Origin of the sequence: Hyphomonas sp. GM-8P (genome assembly GCF_003263315.1) — a bacterium.
Taxonomy (GTDB): Bacteria; Pseudomonadota; Alphaproteobacteria; order Caulobacterales; family Hyphomonadaceae; genus Hyphomonas.
Map to the genome: position 1 here is coordinate 1 of NZ_AWFE01000056.1, position 16,101 is coordinate 16,101.

Sequence of the window (16,101 nt, forward strand, 5' to 3'; positions counted from 1 at the left end):
GAATTGCCTCCGGGGTTACCGGGGCGGTTCACTCCGACCTTGTTGGCTTCTTTCCCTATGAGCGCAACCTCTGTTGCATTCACATGTCTTCGCTGCGTCGGCCCTTGATCCAACGGCGCTCCATTCTCAAACTTGTCCTCGGGGCTGAGGTGAAAGAGCGCCAGCGCCTCAGCGTACGTCTTGAGATCCTCGACCGGCACAGGCTCGCCCGTCTCCCGGTCAAAAGCCTGCTCCGCGGCTTTGGACGCGTCGCGCTCAAACGGCGCAATCGGCTTCCAGCATCTCGCTTTGGTCGGCCTGCCACGCTTCACGTCGGCCAGGATCTCAGGCTCGTCAGTTTCTGACCAGGCACCCGTCCGTGCCATCGGTGCAACCATGAAGCCGAACGGCTTCACTTGCTCACCGATCGGCCTTCCGTCGTTAAAGCACCGCATCCACCTCAGAAGGGCAGGACTTGTGGCTCCATAGCGACGAATAGCCGGTGTCTGTAAAGCCGGGTGATAATTAAGTGGGGCACAATCCGGATCACCTGCCAGAACCGCAGTAATTAAATTATGCCAGTAATCGTGCTGCCAGAGATTTACCCCTAATTCCCTTAGTGGATAAACCGGCTTTGGTATTATTTTACTCGGGTTTTCCTCCGAATAAGGCGGCATAAATGCCCCTAAACCATGCGCCGAGGCCTTTCTGAGCACCGGATCATTATCTTTATTGAGATTAAATAGCGCATATCTCTTTGCAGAAATCGCAAAACAATAAAGCGGCTCAATAACTCCTGCAGAATTATAATTCGCATCCTCGATTTTCAGGATGGATCCGGGATTCCTGTAGGGATTAAGGGGCTCAAACCAGTCAATTACTTTCTGGGCACGCGAATAAAATTCGTCGCTGTCCATAATATCCGGTTTGGCCATGGCAATGCTGTCTGTATCGCAGAAGGCCCAACCAAGTCCCTGATCAGACGCAAGCCGCTCAGCCGTTGCCAGCATTAATCGCGCGGCCCCGGTTATCAGTGAAGCCAGCATCGGATTGAAATAGCGTCCTGGCTCTTCCAGCGCGGTCGACGCAATCTCCAAAGCGTTGCCGCCAGCATCGTAAAGGGTCAGGGCTTCGGGTTTCGGCGCATCGTCCCGATTCACTTCCACAAAGATGCCATAGCACGTCGAATTGGCGATGATCTTGATCTGCTGTTGCAGGGCATCCTTGCGGGCCTTTGCTTCATCCCGCATGTCGATGAGCCGGGTGAACATGTCATCCTTGTTGGGATCGATGCCGTATTCCGGGCGGCCAAACAGGTTGATGGGGTCAAGCCCCTCCTGGACAGGTCCTGGTTCAAAACGGATCGCTTCCAGAATGCGCGGCGTTCTACCGGTCAGGATTTTCGAGACCAGGACATCCGCAAGCGTGTACCAGAGTGGGGTCTCGCACGTCAGGTGGTTGAGCCCGATGGTCAGATTGTCTTTCGTCTTGTCCGCAGGCTTCGAGTATTTTGTTCGGACCGGTAGGACATCGCAATCCGGGCGAAGCCTCACCAGCGTCGTGAGCTGGCGCCAAGTCGATGCCATCTGCAGGTCTTCAATCGATACCGCATCCAAGAAGGCTTGCGCCTCGATTGTCGCGTCACATTCGGTATATCCATCCGCGACCACGAACCGGTTGAGCCCCATGAGGGCATTGACGGTCGGATACATAGACTTGAAGTCGCAATAGAGGACTTGGGTGACTAGCCGCCGGATGCCCACTTCTGCCCTTCCGCCATAATAGGCGGACATGATCCGACCGAAGCTTTCTCTCGGCGTATCGGGCTGGCATTTGAGCAGGGGCTGGATGCCCATCTGACGGAGATAGGCCTTGCCGATACTGGCTTCGCTCAGGATCTTGTGCAGAGGCGTTTGGAGCCCATGGCTGTCGTACCTGCGCTTCAGCTCTTCGAAGCATTCCCAGGTGGCCTGAACGTCCGCGCAGGCATAGTCGAGATAGCTTTCTGACAGCTCGCCGCCGTGTTCTTCGGTCTCAAGCTTTTGCGTCGGAACCTGGAGGAATTCTGCAAGGCTCTTCAGCGAATGCTTCCGACTAGTGAGGGCCATTGCAATGGTTTTGACATCGAAGAAATAGCCTCGATTGTGCTGCGCTTCGAAACCCCGTTTGCGCATGCCGCGTCCGGTGAGCTGTATTGCGGGTTTGGCGAAATCGATCAGAGCCGCGGATGCGCTAAGGTGTTTCACTCGAATGTTAGGTTCCGACTTGTAACCTGACATCGCGAATGAAAATCCGCCACGCATGGGATCCCCTCTGGCTTCGCTATGAGACAAAGCAAAGCGGGCGATGTCGAAGGGAAGATTGAAACCCACAATGGCCGCGTTGGCGAAATAGCCCAGCTTCACAACAATCGACTTTCGGAACTTGTCGACCGACATGAGCTCGAGTCGGTGTTCAGCCGCGTACCCGGTGAGAACCTCCAAATCGCTCTGCGAGATCTCATCGGCGTGGAACAGCACCGTTCTGTTGAGGGTCTCTCCTTTTCGGATCTGGCAGACGCCGAAGCGCAGGCTTTGCGCCGCGTCGGTCGTAGTTTCGGTATCGAAGATGATCGTAAGCGGTGAAGGCTCATCAAGCCCGGAAGTGGTGCCTCTTTGGGCCAATGGTTTCTTGCCGGTCTTCTCGGTGTAGGCTCGAAGATAAATCGGGCTGTAGAATGAATCTGACATCAGATGGCCTCCCCTTCATAGGCGGGCACATGTTCGGCCTGCTCCAGGAGCCAGGCACCGAATGCGGCTATGGTTTCAGCGATGCGGCGGAACCATTCTGCAAGGGCGACAAGGTAGCGCCCGATGATCTCCATTTGCGGATTGATCGTCTGAGGTGCATACGGATGATCCTTTTCAGGATCGCTCATTTCGCGGTGGCAGTTGCTGCATAAGACGCCGGCATCATCATGAAACTTGCGCGGAGCGATGTGCGCGAGTTCCATCGCGGCGGGATGATTTGAGTAGCTGCAGTGCAGGCATATCGGATTTCGCGTTCCGAGCCTCCGATAGTCTTTCTCGCGGCGCAGTTCTTCAGGGGTCAGGATTTCAGTCATGGGGGTTTCCTTTCAGGTTTGAATGATCTGGTAGATTTCGTGGAACTCGGGCTCATCCTTCAGCGCGTAGCGAATGAGCGCGTTGGGGTCGGTCTCGAATGGGTGGAAGCGGCCTTTGACGTCAGTGACGCCTTTGCCTTCGAAGGGCCTCAGGATGATCGGGTCCGGGTTCCGAACAAATTGGCCAACCGCATTGTGGTATTTTCCAACACGGCTTGCTTCATCGAAGCCGGGAACCAGGATTGCCTTCGTCCTGGCATCCAAAATCATCGGGACCTGCCGCATCAGGCGATCCGTCATCACCCACTTGTTGCCCTTCCTGCGAGCAACCTTGTGCGCATGTATGAACTTGCTGAGCCGCTTGGATGACATGCTCGCCGCTCTTGCGGCTGCGGTCATGGACGCGCCCTGATGCATCTGCCTTATGGCAAATGCGGTCTTGTCATCGAGCTTGGGCTTTGCCGCAGGGGAGCTCGCGGGCGGCTCACCCTCACGAGGGTGTCCGCGTGCCTGGGAGCGCGAAAGCCCCAGGGCTTTGCCGCGTGCAATACGGCGGGCGTATTCTGCTTTGTAGTCGCGTTGGCGAGCCATGGCGAAGCATTCCCTGACGCGCCTCGCAGCGCTGAATGCCTTACCGATGCCGATTTAGTATTTTGAAAACACAAAGAATAATCTGGCTAAACTGGTTTATGCAGTTTACGCAGTTTATTCAGATGGCGGTGTTTCTTCGTTCGCAACTTCACCGATCCACCTTGCGATGACGTCAGTCTTGTAACCGGCCATACCATGATGATCGCGGGTCTCTTCACCCTTCAATCGCACGCGGACTTCAATGGCCTGATCCCACCGATTGGGCAGTTTGTCCAATACCTGCGTGCCGATCATCTCGCGAATTTTCGCTTTCACAACGTCTTGAGTTTTTGGACGTCCACCCTTTTTCTTTTTCGGCGTGGTTGGCTCTTTCAGTTCGACCTCCTCAACAGCCGAAGGAAGCTGGCGAGGTTCAGGGTTCTGCAACCCTTCAACATCCTGGGAAAAATCGTGCCCTGACCAAGCGTCCTGAATGACCTCGATATTGGGTCGAAACTCCAAACCAATGAAGGTTCTGCCGAGAACTTCCAGGCTATTTTGCTCCCACGTAATTTTGGAGCCACTCAGATTTTGGTCAAACAGTGTGTGATTGATGGGCGTCGGATCATGAGTCGCCGTCGCTGAACTTAGTTCGCACCCAAACACATAGAAAAAGCCATCGGGAATAAAGGATAAAAACTGCCGCTTTAGGCTGTCCTCGCGCTGATGTAGCAGCTTAATTCGCTTCTTGGTTTCTTCCGGAGTCTCGCTGCGTTCTCCTTGGCGTAGTTTCCGTAATTCATCTCGATAATTGTGGCCGGGCACAATCAAATCCGAATAATATTCCCATGCGGTTTCTAATTTTTCACGCCGCATTAGGTCTATTTTCCAATTATCGCTCATGTTAAAAAACACCGACAATTCAGGGCGGTACATAATGGTGAATATGCTCGCGAGTAATATAACTGATTCTGCAGATAATTGGGCTGACCGCTGCGCCTATTGGAATAACTTATCCGAGGCCAATAAACCCAAACGCAAGCGCCGAGAAAAGCAATCCCGGCCCATGGTCCTGACCGGCCACGGCCTTTCGATCCACGTCGACAAGGGGAGGCTCGTCATCAAGGATGGGCTCACGCATGTCCCATCGAAGCCTGCTGAAACCGTGTTCTTCAAAGGCGGTCTCGACCTTCCACCCCGCATCGTAATCGTGGATGGCAATGGCAACATCACGCTGGATGCGCTGGACTGGATGCAGGAACAATCCATCGACCTGATCCGGCTGCGCTATGACGGACGGGTGCAATCGGTCTTCTCAGCGAATGGCTATGCGGCAGATCCGAAGAAAGTCGACTGGCAAAGAAAAACGCGAGCCAGCGAACCAGCTCGCGTGAAATTTGCCGCTCCGCTCATTCGCAAGAAAATTCAGGAAGCGCTCTTCAATCTCGAAAACCTGCTGCCTGATAGTCCTTCCAGGACCAAGGCGATTGAAACGGCTAAGGCAGCGCTTGCAGAATTGAAGGCATCGCCACCTGCGTCTGTATCCAGGCTGCATGGCCTCGAGGGGCTCGTAGCACAGGGCTATTTCTTTGCTTGGCGCGCGCTCGACATCCAATGGAAGTCGACCAAACGCCACCCCGTGCCCGATGAATGGCAAACCTTCTTCTCTCGCTCATCGCTCAAGTGGGGTGACCGGTATATACAGAACCAGCATGCGACCCATCCCATCAATGCGATGTTGAATTATGCCTATGCCCTTCTGGAAAGTGAGGTGCGCATCAGGGCCATAGCAGATGGCTTTGATCCCAGCATTGGCATCATGCATGATCGCATCAGCCCGGATCGACATTCATTCGTATTCGATCAGATGGAGCCGCTTAGGCCTGTTGCGGATCGCAGGATCCTGGAGCTGATCCGGACTGAGACGTTTTCAGGAGCGGATTTTGATTTGCAGAGTGATGGGGTAGTAAGGGTAAATCCGGAGCTGGTGCGCACATTGATTGAAAAGGTTTGAATTGGTGGCACCCGCGAAAACGATCGCTCTGGACCCATTCGACGCCGGTAGGGCAAACAAGAGAGAGGCAAAGGAGATGTTCTCCGTTGATGCAGCTAATCGCCCGAACTACTATAAGTACTTGGCTCGGCTCAACTTCGAAGCCGCGAAATCCGCTGACGACTACATAGGTCATTGGCCCGGCTATGAAATTGCTGCTCCCCCGCCTGTTATGACGTTGTGTGCTCATTCAATTGAGCTCTCTTTGAAAGCGTTTTTGCTCGACCAAGGTATCGATGAGGACACAGTCCGGAAGCTCAGCCATGATTTGATGGCGTGTTGGGAGATGTGCGAAGCTCTCGGAGCCGATATTAAGGATCTCGATAAAGGCGTCTTGGCAATTGTCTCTGATCTGCTCGCCTCCGGGCGCCTTCGCTATGGAGAGAAAAGTAAGCTCGGAAAAGTTCCGGTTTTTGGTCCTCTAACGACTCTCTGCGACCAGTGTCTCGACCTTTGCGGGGCACCGAAAACCACTGATATCATGAACCGTTAGATCTAGGGTGTTGGAGAAGTCATCAGCAATGCCGTCTGACAAGAAAGCTTTGGGGGATTGGGGTGAGCACCAGGTCGCAACCAATTGCGCATGCCCTAAATGCAAGCGTTCCAAGACGATGAAGTTGCTTCCCACTAACTTCAAATGTGCCGATCTGGTCTGTGATTTTTGTGGTTATCTGGCTCAGGTCAAAACAGCGCAAGTAACCGATGTGAACGTCATGCCTAAGCAGCTTTTAGGGGCAGCCTGGGGGCCGCAACGTGAGCGGATGGAAGCTGCGATATTTTTTCCCCTGTTTGTTGTGTTAACTGCAGATGCGCAAAAGTCGTGTTCGATCTTCTTCTTGTCTGCAGACTTGCAAACCAATGAAATGTTCGAACCTCGCAAGCCACTTTCAGAGACAGCGCGACGAGCAGGTTGGCAGGGGTTTCTGATCCGTTGTGATTTGGTCAAAGATCGGTTTGTTCGGCTAGTGTAGAGAATGGACGCGGAAGCGACAGAGGGGGGGGGGCTAGGAGTCATGGGCGGCGAAGTCACTAACGTGAATTTTGACGAGGGCCTGCTGAAGCAATACGAAACTGCAGCGTTGAAGAACGCTAGCGAGCTGCTAGAGGAAGCTGAATTGCTTGTTATCCATAAGCACTTCGCTCGTGCCTACTTTCTCAGCGTTGCTGCGATTGAAGAAATTGGAAAAGCCAGCATTGCATTCGTGGGCCGTGGCCGAAAGCTTGAAAGTCCAGGTGTCCAACGGCAAATAAACTTAGACCTGAGAGATCATTCGAAGAAGATCACAGCGGCGTTCTCTTCCTCACTCAAGAATTTTTCTGCCAAGGATTTGCGGGCCAACTTCCTCAAGATCACGGACTATGGGATTGCGCTGAAGGACGGACGCGAGCCGTCCATGTACACCGATGTTGACAACGAGAGTTCAGTTCGTTCTCCGTCAGAGATGGTTCGTCCTGAAGCTGCTAAGGACTGCGTAAGACTGGCAAAATTGTGCTTGCGCGACACATGCGCATTTCAAGCGGACAACCAACCAGCTCCTTTTTCAAAGTGGCAGGATCGATGGTATGAGCTGGGGGCGAAAGCTTCAAAAGTTTGGCAGTGTCAAGATTTCGGGGAGTACTTGGAACATATGCTGGATCAGCATCCTCTTGATGCAGACTATCTCCCCAGAGCTATTGTCACGTACTACGATAGCTACTTCATGAAAAAAGTGCCCTTCCAGAAATAGTTGGCGTGGGATGCTCACTTGTTCGACCCAAGGATGCCCAACCACCCAAAAGTCGCCTTGCTCAAGCAGGCTCTTAGGAGGGTTGCCGACTATTGTTGTTTCAAAGAGCACAGTCCTGCGGTCGTAAAGGTGTTCAATAAGGCGCCGACCGCGTCTGTGCGGATCAAATGAAATTGCCCAGCCTCGTTGACGATGAGTGTTATCGTCGAATTCGAGTTCTGTGAAAGCTCATAGCGTTTAGCGTACTTTGTTGCTGAGACGTCATCGATGTGCAAATCGACACATTTTAGGTTGTCGGGGTGAAGGACGCACATTTCTACAATGCCAAGGTTCTGATTTACCGTTAGCTGCTGATGCATCCGATCCTCTCCGCACTTCGATTCTGAACAAACGCCCACAACGCTGGCTGAGCATTGAAACCCATCTAGTGGAATTTTTGAGCTCAACGTTTCGCCACGAGCCGCAAAGTTGAACCAAAAAGTGGACAATACCAGGCAGAGAAACTTTAGCATTTGCGAGTCCTAATTTCGTGTTCGTGCGCCTCAAAGTAGCACACTATCCGAAGGGCCCGTTCAACAAGATTTTTCCGCGGACATCACTATACCCCCCGGATGATTTCCGGGGGCTTTTTTCATGCTGTGACACCAGCTTGCAGGAGCGCCACCCGGGAACTAATTTGCCCCCATGACGGAATTCAACGCCGCCTCTTATCTGGAAAAACTGGGCCTGCGCGCCACACGCCCGCGGCAGGCGATCGCGCGCATCCTGTTTTCAGATGGCAAGAACCGTCACGTCACGGCCGAATGGCTGGCTGAAGAGGTGAGCCAGCAAGGCGAACCTGTCGCCCTCGCCACCATCTACAATACGCTGCACAGCCTGGCAGATGCCGGCGCGCTGCGCATGGTCCGCGGCACCGGGCAGGACAATATCGTCTTCGATACCTACACACATCCGCATCATCATTTCCTGGATGAGCGGACCGGCGAGCTGACGGACATACCGGACGGCCAGCTGGCGCTGGAAACCCTGCCGGTTGCCCCCAATGGCAGGACCATTGCCGGCTACGATATCGTCATCCGTATCCGCTGACTTTTTTTAAATCCAAGCGAGCCAATTTTTTTGGCGTGGCACTTCAGGAATGAACAAGTGATCCGCTGCAGGAAGCGTGCTACGCTTGGTGAGTTGAAGTGCTCGAGCCTGCTGCACAAACAACAGGCCAAACATGATGGTAGTCATGGGTATGTTTTACTTGAAAGCGTCCCTGTGTAGTATGTGATTCTCGGTTGAAAAACTGGTTCGGGGGAACCTTCATTGCTGGCTGATCTGATCTCGGGTGAACTGCCATATTTGCGTCGCTACGCACGGGCCCTTCTCGGGACCAGAAGCGCAGGCGATGCGGCTGTTGAAACCATGCTCGAAACAAAGATGCTCGTTATGCTTGGTCAGGGAAAGACCATTGCCCAGCGCAAGGATCTGTTCCGGGCACTCGATGAAACGATCATGGATGAGCTGTCCAAGGGCAAGCTCAATCAGGAAGTCGCCAAGATCCTGCGCACCATGACAACGGACGAACGCCGCGCCGTGATGCTGACGGCGGTCGAAGGTTTCAGCATTTTTGAAACCGCCGAAATCCTTTGCACCTCGACCAGCTTTGTGGAGGAAGCCCTCACCAATGCGGAAACGTCCCTGCAGTCGGCCCTGGCCACGACCGTGCTGGTCATCGAGGACGAAATCCTGATCGCCGAAATGCTGGCGGGTATCGTCCTGGAAGCGGGGCATTCCGTGCTGGGCATCGCCACAACCCACAAGCAGGCAGTGGAACTGGCGACGTCGGGCAAGTTCGGCCTGATCCTGGCGGATATCGCCCTGGCGGACGGATCCTCAGGTGCGGAAGCCGTGGCCGAGATCCAGGCAAGCTTGCCACGACCGGTTCCGGTGATCTTCATCACCGCTTTCCCCAAGCGCCTGTTGACCGGGGAAAATTCCGAACCGGCCTTCCTGATCCCGAAACCGTTCCTGCCCCGCCAGGTCCGCGCCATGGTCGAACAGGCGGTCATGGCGGCCTATCTGGAAGAACCGCACTAGCGGCGCCCGGCAGGCCTCGCCTTCCCCGGCAAAGACCGCTAAGTCCGGAGCATGTCTGGCCGCGCAAAAGATACTCCTGACAACCTCTACGCCGCGCCGGCGCGCTGGGTCGCCAGCGGCGCAGGCGCGCAGGGGAATCTGTTCCTGACCGGGCGGGCTGGTACCGGTAAAACCACGATGCTGCGGAAATTCCTCGCCCAGGCGGGCGACAGCGCAGTCGTCCTCGCGCCCACGGGCGTCGCCGCGATGAATGCGGGCGGGCAGACGATCCATTCCTTCTTCAAATTCCCGCCACGCCTGATCGAGCCGGCCGATATCAGGCGCCTGCGCTCGACCCGCCTGATCAAGGCGATCGACACGATGATCATCGACGAGATTTCGATGGTCCGGTCAGACATGCTGGACGCCATCGACAAGTCACTGAAGCTGAACCGCGCCTCCAAACGTCCTTTCGGCGGTGTACGGATGATCCTGTCAGGCGATCTCCATCAGTTGCCGCCAGTCGTTTCCGGTCAGGAGGCGCCGATCCTGAAGGAACGCCATGGCGGGCAGTATTTCTTCAATTGCGATGCCTTCCGGGAAGCGGAGTTTGCACTGCTGGCGCTGAAACATGTGTTCCGTCAGGAAGACCCGCGCTTCCTCGCCCTGCTCGGGGCGCTCCGCACGGGCCGAGTCACACCGGCAGACGAAGCGATCCTGCAAAGTATCGTCTCCAGCCGGTCTGCCGTGGACGCCTCGGAAACTCATGTTGTTCTGACGCCCAACAATGCGAATGCCTTCCGCATCAACCAGGCGCGCCTGGAAGGCTTGCCCGGAAAGCCTCACCCCTTCTTTGCCGATGTTCAGGGGCAATTTGACGAAAAGGCCTATCCCACAGAAGCCGAACTGGAGCTGAAAGAAGGCGCGCGGGTCATGCTGATCCGCAACGACCCGGAAGGGCGATGGGTCAACGGTTCCCTCGCGGTGGTCGCCGGCTTCACCAGCCAAAGCGTGATCGTCGACATAGACGGACATGCCTACGAGATTGAGCCGGCAGCCTGGGAGAAGTACCGCTACGAACTCGACCCTGAAACAAAGAAGGTGAAGCGCGAAGTCGTCGGCACATTCAAGCAGATGCCATTGCGGCTCGCCTATGCCGTCACGATCCACAAGGCGCAGGGCCTGACGCTGGACAAGGTCTATATCGATTTCGACCATGGCATGTTCGCACACGGACAGACCTATGTTGCCTTTTCCCGCGCGCGCACGCTGGAGGGGCTCGAGATCAGCCGGCCGCTCCGCCCGCGCGACCTGGTTTTTGACCGGGAGGCATTTGCCTTCGGAAAACTCGATACGATCGAGGATACGGACGCCTATCTGCTCGCGAAATTCTCCAAGGATGACAGCGTGCTGATCTGATGGTCTGACCCGCGATCAGATCAGGCAAACACTTCGCTGTATCCGGCAGACGCCGCCACAGGTACCCGCTTGCGCACCATCGTGCCGGCTATCATGTCGTGCACACACCGGCGGTCTTTTTTGAACAGGCCCATAAGGTAACCGGCATTGAACGGAATGAGGTTGACCGCAAACCGCCCGAGCGAATTGCGCATGACCACGGCGCGAAGGCTGGGCTTGCCGCCATCGCGGTCTGTCACGACCGCTCCGACCAACAACTTGCCAAGCGTCGCCTGAAGGCGGGACGCTTCCATCGCGATATTGTAAGCGCATTCTATGAGAGCCCAGATCAGGGCGTATCCGATCAGGCCGACACCCGCCGCATCCTCCTGGGCACTGCCCATCGGCGCTTCGATATAAACGGAAAGCTGCCGGCCAATGTCCTCGTGGAACATCAGGAAGAGCAGCCCCCAAACCAGTAGTTCATCGAAAATCCGCGCGAAGACGCGGCGTCCCCAAACGGGTTTGCCCCCGGATACACCGCTGTTTGCAGAGGAAGAAGAGGCACCATCCGCATCGTGGATTTTTTCACCTGCCGCCTCGCGTTCCCGCTGCAGGAAGGCTTCGGCCTTTTCAGAAAGCGCCTGAGACGCAGCAGGGCGCGGGACCGCCCGGCGCGTCTGCGCGGACGTTTTCTTCCCGAAGACCGGTTTCTGCGTCGTCATGGCATTTTCCTCTCTCTTGGGTTGATAGAACCACAATCTTCTGGAGGTTTGCCAAAAGCGGCAGATCGAATTTTTCGGGCCGCGTTAAGCACCTTGCCTGACAAGGCTTTCAGCGAGACTTTGCCCCGCCTGTTAGCGCCGAAAGACAAAACATGATGAGATCCCTTTTCGCCCTGCCCCTGTTTCTTCTCGCCAGCCTTGTGAGCGCCTGTATGTCCCCTTCTCCTTATGCCCCCGGTGATATCGCCCGCGCCCCGATCGGCGATACCTGGAGATATGAGGAGGGTTCGACGCGGCTGAAAGCCTATCGCTCCGGCACAGGACCGGAGGTCGTCATGTTTGCCAGCGCCGGGCGCGAAGCCAGCGATTTCAACGAACTTGCGCAGCATCTCACGGGCGCCGGATACAGCGTCACGCTGTTCGAAGCCCCGGCAATCAACGGAACACAGGCATCCGTTGAGGCCCCCAACCTGTTCGACCTGGCCGATGATGCCGCCATCTATCTGGAAACGCGGGACGCGCCTGTTGTTGTGCTGGGCCACGCCTTCGGCAACCGGCTTGCCCGTGCCGTCGCCACGCGGCACCCGGATCAGGTGCGCGGTGTCATCCTGCTGGCCGCCGGCGGGCTGAAGCCGATACCGGAAAAGGCAAACACCGCCCTGATGCAGAGCTTCGATCCGCGCCTGACGCCGCAAGAACACCGGGAAGCAGTCCGCTACGGATTCTTCGCAGAGGGTAACGACATTCCGGATTACTGGCTGCGTGGCTGGCACATGGAAACGGCCCGCTTGCAGGGCGCGGCAACCCGTTCTGTGGAGTCTCCGCTCTGGTGGGAGGCAGGCGGCAAGCCAATGCTGGTCATCACCGGGTTGCAGGATTCGATCGCCCCACCGGCCGATACGATTGACCTGCTGGAAGCGGAACTGGGGGACCAGGTCACGGCTGTCCGGATCGATGGAGCTGGCCACGCGCTGTTGCCGGAAGTACCAGGCGAACTTGCAAGCGCGATCACGGACTGGCTGGCGGCCCTGCCGGAATAGCGGGGATCAAAGACCGTCGAATTTCCGGCGCAGCTCGCGGTCCTGATCCAGTACGGCACGCTCAAGAACCTCCACGCGGTCGCGCAGCCGGGAGAGCTCCTCATCCTTCTGGCTGGACGCCTTCGGACGCTCGGGCCCGCGGATCAGTGTGGCCAGGATCAGCAACAGGAGGAAGACTACAAAAGGATACAGCAAGGGCATTATCTTATCTCCTGTTCAGGGGGTGGACGGGACGGCAAAACGGGCTCATGCGAGCCGGGAAATCTCCTCGCTGAGACGCTTGTCACCATCGGTGACGATCTGTTCGAGCACGCGAACACGTTCCTTCAGGCGAGCGACTTCCTGCGTCATCCGGTCGAAATCGGCATCGGAGGCCCGCTCATTGGCCCGCATTTCCTTGAAGCGCATGTGGTCACGCCAGGCTTTCGTCCCGAAAACAATCGCCACGATGACGACAACCATCTGAAACGGATCCATAAACCCCGTCCTCCTTCATATCGACAAACGATATATGGTGATCCCTGAACACCGGTTCAAGGAAAATCGCATGAAAACGGAAAAACGGGAAGGATCGCCCGGAAGCGAGCGCCGAGACCCTAGCGGCCAGATCCTATCGCCCTGTAGAGCCGAAGCCCCCGGCGCCCCGCTCGGTCTCGTCGAGACTGTCGACCGCCTGCCAGGCAAGGCGGGTCACCGGGGCAAGCACCAGCTGGGCGATACGTTCACCGCGCTGGATGGTGAAGGCGTCCTGGCCGAGATTGATGAGGATCACCTTGATCTCACCGCGATAATCGCTGTCGATCGTGCCGGGCGTATTGAGGCAGGTGAGGCCGTGCTTGGCCGCGAGGCCGGAGCGCGGACGCACCTGAATCTCATAGCCTTGCGGGATCGCCACGCGGAGACCGGTCGGCACCATGGCCCGTTCACCCGGGGCCAATACCATCGGTTCCCCTGCCGGCACGGCGGCGCGCACATCCATTCCGGCGGAACCGGCGGTTTCATAGGTGGGCAGCTGGAGCCCTTCGAAATGCGGGAGCGGCAGGACCGCGACATTAACCTCGTTCATGCCCGCAGCGGTGCGGGAGTCGGCAGGCCAAGTCAAGCAGGCAGAGACGCCGCTATTCGGCAGCCAATCTCACATCGTCATCGGAACCATCGAGGGCGTCCGCGATCTTCTGCGCGAGGCGGCGGGCGACCTCGTCCTTGCCCATGCGAGGCCAGCGGTCGACACCGTCGCGGGTGACAAGCGCGATCTCGTTTTCCGTGCCGCCCATGACATCGCCGGAGACGTCATTGGCGACGATCCAGTCACAGCCCTTCCGCTTCAGCTTGGCGGCGGCATGCTCTTCGACATCATTGGTCTCGGCGGCAAAGCCGACGACCAGCGCCGGGCGGTGCTTACGCTTGTTCGAGATGGTGCGAAGGATGTCCGGGTTCTCGGCGAGTTCCATGGAGGGCGTCGCACTGCCGGCGCCCTTGATCTTCAGCTTCTTCGTGGCGGCGCGGGCTGGGCGCCAGTCGGCCACAGCGGCGACGGAAACAAACACGTCTGCCGGCAGCGCCTCTTCGACAGCCTTCAGCATCTGGCGTGCTGTCTCGACCTTTACGAGGCCCACACCGCGCGGCGGCTCAATCGCGACCGGCCCGGAGACAAGCGTCACGCGCGCGCCTTCGGCCGCAAGCGCCCCGGCAATGGCATAACCCTGCCGGCCGGAAGAATGGTTCGACAGGAAGCGGACCGGATCCAGCGGTTCGCGCGTCGGGCCGGCGGTGACCACGCAATGGGTGCCCTCCAGCAGGCCACCTCCCTTGCCCTCTGTCTGGCCTTCCAGCTGGCGTTCGATCTCGGCCACGATCGCCGGGACCTGCGGCAGGCGGCCAGGGCCGAACTCGCCGCACGCCATCGCGCCCTCGTCGGGCTCCATCACGGAGACCCCGTCGGCACGGAGCTGGGCGACGTTCCGCACGGTCGCTGCGTGCTGCCACATACGGACATTCATGGCCGGCACCATCAGCACCGGCGTGTCGGTGGCGAGCAACGTGGTGGAGGCAAGGTCATTGGCGTGGCCATGCACGGCCTTCGCCATCAGGTCCGCCGTTGCCGGGCAGACGACGACGAGGTCGGCCGAGCGTGACAGCTGGATATGGCCCATCTCGGCCTCGTCATCCAAATCGAAAAGTTCGGTGAAAACCTTCTCGCCGGACAGGGCAGATACAGACAGCGGCGTCACGAATTGCGATCCGCCGGAGGTCAGAATGCAACGGCAGGCAATGCCGCGCCGGCCGAGCTCTCGGATCAGCTCGAGGCTTTTATAGGCGGCGATGCCGCCGCCAATGATCAGGAGGATGCGTTTGTCGCTCATAGGTCCCGGGTCGTCTTTTCAGGTCTCTCTTAACCCAGAATCCTTGCGCGACCGCCATGAAATTCGCGTGAAAACACAGTGTGCGTTAAGGATTCACACGGATCGTCGGCGGGCGAACCGGCATTTCCTCATGCCGTTCGGCGAGGTCGATCCCATAGGCGGTGAAAGTGGTGCGGGGGCTTGCGCCAACGCGGACCAGCTTCATCTGGCTGCGCCGCTTGCCGATTGCCGGTGCCTTCGCCAGCTGGCGAACACCCGGCCTCACCAGCGAAACGCGGCTGCCCCGGAAAACACGAACCCCGGAAGTTGCGGCCAGTCCTTTTGCGGCGCGGACATCCACGATCACAACGGGACTCGTGCGTTTTCCGCCATGTGGCGCGCCGCTCAGCTTCGGTTCGGCGCGAGACGTTGCGGTCGGCTTTGGCGGCACTTTCCGGATCTTCGCCAGCTGCGCTTCTGCCTCCGGTGTGCGCTTTCCAGACCCAGCAATCTGGGCCGCAACCGGCGAAGCCAGCAAAACGCCAAGCAGTGCGTAGGCAATGAAGCCCTTCATGGCAGGTCCTTTCATCGGGAGCTGCTGCCAGTCTAGGGCGATGCTTAAGGCGCGTTAACACTTTACTCCATTAAGGAGAGTTCACGCCTGGTTGGACGTCATACCCGCGAGAAATTCACTTATGGCTGGCGTATCGCCGGTGCGCTCGCCCGGCACATCCTCGCAGAAGGACACGAACGGGACTTTCGACTCGAGGCCAAACTGGTGCTGGATCGGCGCATTCTCCGGATGGTCCAGGCTACCGATGGTCACATATTGGCGCGCATCGGGCAGTTCATAGGTGAAGCCAAGCGGTGTGCCGCAGGCCTTGCAGAAGGCGCGCCGTGCGAGGTTCGAACTCTGAAATTCTTCAGGCGGCGTGGCTGTCCAGCGGATCTTGTCTTTGGGCGCACCGACGAGCACGGCAAACAAGCCGCCGGTCGCCTTCTGGCACATGCGGCAATGGCAGGCATGGGCCTGCTCCAGCACATCCATTTCGTAGCGTACGCGACCGCACTGGCATCCACCGGTGTGCGCCATAGATTGG

Annotated in this window: 20 protein-coding genes; 8 read left to right on the forward strand and 12 right to left on the reverse strand. The window is 57.5% G+C overall.

Translation table 11 applies throughout. The features are described 5' to 3' along the window. From HY26_RS04145 to HY26_RS04160, 4 genes are all read right to left on the reverse strand, one after another. A partial coding sequence (locus HY26_RS04145) for a DNA polymerase (RefSeq protein WP_112072982.1) occupies nucleotides 1-2,708 on the reverse strand: 2,708 nt, incomplete at its 3' end. Beyond that, on the reverse strand, nucleotides 2,708-3,082 hold the full coding sequence (locus HY26_RS04150; protein WP_112072983.1) for a hypothetical protein: 375 nt from the start codon (nucleotides 3,080-3,082) through the stop codon (nucleotides 2,708-2,710). The genes HY26_RS04150 and HY26_RS04145, both read right to left, overlap by 1 nt. A 12-nt stretch (nucleotides 3,083-3,094) precedes the next feature. Beyond that, a complete protein-coding gene (locus HY26_RS04155; protein ID WP_112072984.1) occupies nucleotides 3,095-3,673 on the reverse strand; it encodes a hypothetical protein in 579 nt (192 codons plus the stop codon). A 114-nt stretch (nucleotides 3,674-3,787) separates the two neighbouring features. Then, nucleotides 3,788-4,555 carry a hypothetical protein gene (locus HY26_RS04160; protein WP_146740177.1) on the reverse strand — a complete coding sequence of 256 codons (768 nt, stop codon included), beginning with the start codon at nucleotides 4,553-4,555 and terminating at the stop codon, nucleotides 3,788-3,790. Between the two features lie 34 nt (nucleotides 4,556-4,589). Here HY26_RS04160 and cas1 point away from each other — a divergent pair, with 34 nt between their 5' ends. From cas1 to HY26_RS04180, 4 genes are read left to right on the forward strand one after another with little or no spacing between them, the layout of a single operon-like run. Next, nucleotides 4,590-5,666, forward strand: a complete 1,077-nt coding sequence (cas1, locus tag HY26_RS04165) for a CRISPR-associated endonuclease Cas1 (RefSeq protein WP_158531413.1) — start codon at nucleotides 4,590-4,592, stop codon at nucleotides 5,664-5,666. Next, the gene (locus HY26_RS04170) at nucleotides 5,653-6,198 is read left to right on the forward strand and encodes a hypothetical protein (protein WP_158531414.1); all 546 of its coding nucleotides are present in this window, start codon (nucleotides 5,653-5,655) and stop codon (nucleotides 6,196-6,198) included. Before cas1 ends, HY26_RS04170 begins: the two co-directional genes overlap by 14 nt. Before the next feature lie 28 nt (nucleotides 6,199-6,226). Next, nucleotides 6,227-6,676, forward strand: coding sequence for a DpnI domain-containing protein (locus tag HY26_RS04175; RefSeq protein WP_112072988.1), 450 nt, complete (start codon nucleotides 6,227-6,229; stop codon nucleotides 6,674-6,676). Between the two features lie 42 nt (nucleotides 6,677-6,718). Beyond that, nucleotides 6,719-7,432: an AbiV family abortive infection protein gene (locus HY26_RS04180; RefSeq protein WP_158531415.1), complete on the forward strand. Its 714-nt coding sequence runs from the start codon at nucleotides 6,719-6,721 to the stop codon at nucleotides 7,430-7,432. Nucleotides 7,433-7,521: 89 nt separating this feature from the next. Here the strand turns inward: HY26_RS04180 and HY26_RS18980 are convergent, their stop codons facing one another. Further along, nucleotides 7,522-7,944 (reverse strand): hypothetical protein, encoded by a 423-nt coding sequence (locus HY26_RS18980; protein ID WP_158531416.1) that lies wholly within the window; start codon nucleotides 7,942-7,944, stop codon nucleotides 7,522-7,524. Nucleotides 7,945-8,116: 172 nt separating this feature from the next. Between HY26_RS18980 and HY26_RS04190 the strand changes: the two genes are divergently transcribed. The 3 genes from HY26_RS04190 (at nucleotide 8,117) to HY26_RS04200 (ending at nucleotide 10,915) form a co-directional block, all read left to right on the forward strand. Then, nucleotides 8,117-8,521 (forward strand): Fur family transcriptional regulator, encoded by a 405-nt coding sequence (locus HY26_RS04190; protein ID WP_034761630.1) that lies wholly within the window; start codon nucleotides 8,117-8,119, stop codon nucleotides 8,519-8,521. 222 nt (nucleotides 8,522-8,743) lie between these two features. Beyond that, a complete protein-coding gene (locus tag HY26_RS04195; protein ID WP_112072991.1) occupies nucleotides 8,744-9,517 on the forward strand; it encodes a PhyR family response regulator anti-anti-sigma factor in 774 nt (257 codons plus the stop codon). Nucleotides 9,518-9,568: 51 nt separating this feature from the next. Further along, a complete protein-coding gene (locus tag HY26_RS04200) occupies nucleotides 9,569-10,915 on the forward strand; it encodes an ATP-dependent RecD-like DNA helicase (RefSeq protein ID WP_112072992.1) in 1,347 nt (448 codons plus the stop codon). Between the two features lie 20 nt (nucleotides 10,916-10,935). On the opposite strand, the gene HY26_RS04205 is transcribed toward HY26_RS04200, so the two are convergent. Then, complete coding sequence (locus HY26_RS04205; RefSeq protein WP_112072993.1) at nucleotides 10,936-11,619, reverse strand: RDD family protein; 684 nt, start codon at nucleotides 11,617-11,619, stop codon at nucleotides 10,936-10,938. Nucleotides 11,620-11,771: 152 nt separating this feature from the next. On the opposite strand from HY26_RS04205, the gene HY26_RS04210 reads away from it, so the two are divergent. Next, nucleotides 11,772-12,659: an alpha/beta fold hydrolase gene (locus HY26_RS04210; protein ID WP_112072994.1), complete on the forward strand. Its 888-nt coding sequence runs from the start codon at nucleotides 11,772-11,774 to the stop codon at nucleotides 12,657-12,659. A gap of 6 nt (nucleotides 12,660-12,665) precedes the next feature. Here HY26_RS04210 and HY26_RS04215 read toward each other — a convergent pair whose 3' ends face one another. From HY26_RS04215 to HY26_RS04240, 6 genes are all read right to left on the reverse strand, one after another. Beyond that, complete coding sequence (locus HY26_RS04215) at nucleotides 12,666-12,860, reverse strand: hypothetical protein (protein ID WP_112072995.1); 195 nt, start codon at nucleotides 12,858-12,860, stop codon at nucleotides 12,666-12,668. A 45-nt stretch (nucleotides 12,861-12,905) separates the two neighbouring features. Beyond that, nucleotides 12,906-13,136 (reverse strand): hypothetical protein, encoded by a 231-nt coding sequence (locus HY26_RS04220; protein WP_034761622.1) that lies wholly within the window; start codon nucleotides 13,134-13,136, stop codon nucleotides 12,906-12,908. A 133-nt stretch (nucleotides 13,137-13,269) separates the two neighbouring features. Next, nucleotides 13,270-13,725: a dUTP diphosphatase gene (gene dut / locus HY26_RS04225; protein ID WP_112072996.1), complete on the reverse strand. Its 456-nt coding sequence runs from the start codon at nucleotides 13,723-13,725 to the stop codon at nucleotides 13,270-13,272. A 52-nt stretch (nucleotides 13,726-13,777) separates the two neighbouring features. Then, nucleotides 13,778-15,022, reverse strand: coding sequence for a bifunctional phosphopantothenoylcysteine decarboxylase/phosphopantothenate--cysteine ligase CoaBC (gene coaBC / locus HY26_RS04230; RefSeq protein ID WP_034761617.1), 1,245 nt, complete (start codon nucleotides 15,020-15,022; stop codon nucleotides 13,778-13,780). A gap of 85 nt (nucleotides 15,023-15,107) precedes the next feature. Then, on the reverse strand, nucleotides 15,108-15,590 hold the full coding sequence (locus tag HY26_RS04235) for a hypothetical protein (protein ID WP_139068963.1): 483 nt from the start codon (nucleotides 15,588-15,590) through the stop codon (nucleotides 15,108-15,110). A 66-nt stretch (nucleotides 15,591-15,656) separates the two neighbouring features. Further along, nucleotides 15,657-16,094, reverse strand: a complete 438-nt coding sequence (locus tag HY26_RS04240; protein ID WP_034761613.1) for a GFA family protein — start codon at nucleotides 16,092-16,094, stop codon at nucleotides 15,657-15,659. Nucleotides 16,095-16,101 lie beyond the last annotated feature (7 nt).

Coding starts and splice junctions, on each gene's coding strand:
- HY26_RS04210 (WP_112072994.1), top strand. CDS start 11,772: ATGATGAGATCCCTTTTCGCCCTGCCCCTGTTTCTTCTCGCCAGCCTT.
- HY26_RS04220 (WP_034761622.1), bottom strand. CDS start 13,136: ATGGATCCGTTTCAGATGGTTGTCGTCATCGTGGCGATTGTTTTCGGG.
- HY26_RS04160 (WP_146740177.1), bottom strand. CDS start 4,555: ATGAGCGATAATTGGAAAATAGACCTAATGCGGCGTGAAAAATTAGAA.
- HY26_RS04215 (WP_112072995.1), bottom strand. CDS start 12,860: ATGCCCTTGCTGTATCCTTTTGTAGTCTTCCTCCTGTTGCTGATCCTG.
- HY26_RS04190 (WP_034761630.1), top strand. CDS start 8,117: ATGACGGAATTCAACGCCGCCTCTTATCTGGAAAAACTGGGCCTGCGC.
- HY26_RS04180 (WP_158531415.1), top strand. CDS start 6,719: ATGGGCGGCGAAGTCACTAACGTGAATTTTGACGAGGGCCTGCTGAAG.
- HY26_RS04150 (WP_112072983.1), bottom strand. CDS start 3,082: ATGACTGAAATCCTGACCCCTGAAGAACTGCGCCGCGAGAAAGACTAT.
- cas1 (WP_158531413.1), top strand. CDS start 4,590: ATGGTGAATATGCTCGCGAGTAATATAACTGATTCTGCAGATAATTGG.
- dut (WP_112072996.1), bottom strand. CDS start 13,725: ATGAACGAGGTTAATGTCGCGGTCCTGCCGCTCCCGCATTTCGAAGGG.
- HY26_RS04240 (WP_034761613.1), bottom strand. CDS start 16,094: ATGGCGCACACCGGTGGATGCCAGTGCGGTCGCGTACGCTACGAAATG.
- HY26_RS04175 (WP_112072988.1), top strand. CDS start 6,227: ATGCCGTCTGACAAGAAAGCTTTGGGGGATTGGGGTGAGCACCAGGTC.
- HY26_RS04155 (WP_112072984.1), bottom strand. CDS start 3,673: ATGGCTCGCCAACGCGACTACAAAGCAGAATACGCCCGCCGTATTGCA.
- HY26_RS04205 (WP_112072993.1), bottom strand. CDS start 11,619: ATGACGACGCAGAAACCGGTCTTCGGGAAGAAAACGTCCGCGCAGACG.
- HY26_RS04235 (WP_139068963.1), bottom strand. CDS start 15,590: ATGAAAGGACCTGCCATGAAGGGCTTCATTGCCTACGCACTGCTTGGC.
- HY26_RS18980 (WP_158531416.1), bottom strand. CDS start 7,944: ATGCTAAAGTTTCTCTGCCTGGTATTGTCCACTTTTTGGTTCAACTTT.
- coaBC (WP_034761617.1), bottom strand. CDS start 15,022: ATGAGCGACAAACGCATCCTCCTGATCATTGGCGGCGGCATCGCCGCC.
- HY26_RS04200 (WP_112072992.1), top strand. CDS start 9,569: ATGTCTGGCCGCGCAAAAGATACTCCTGACAACCTCTACGCCGCGCCG.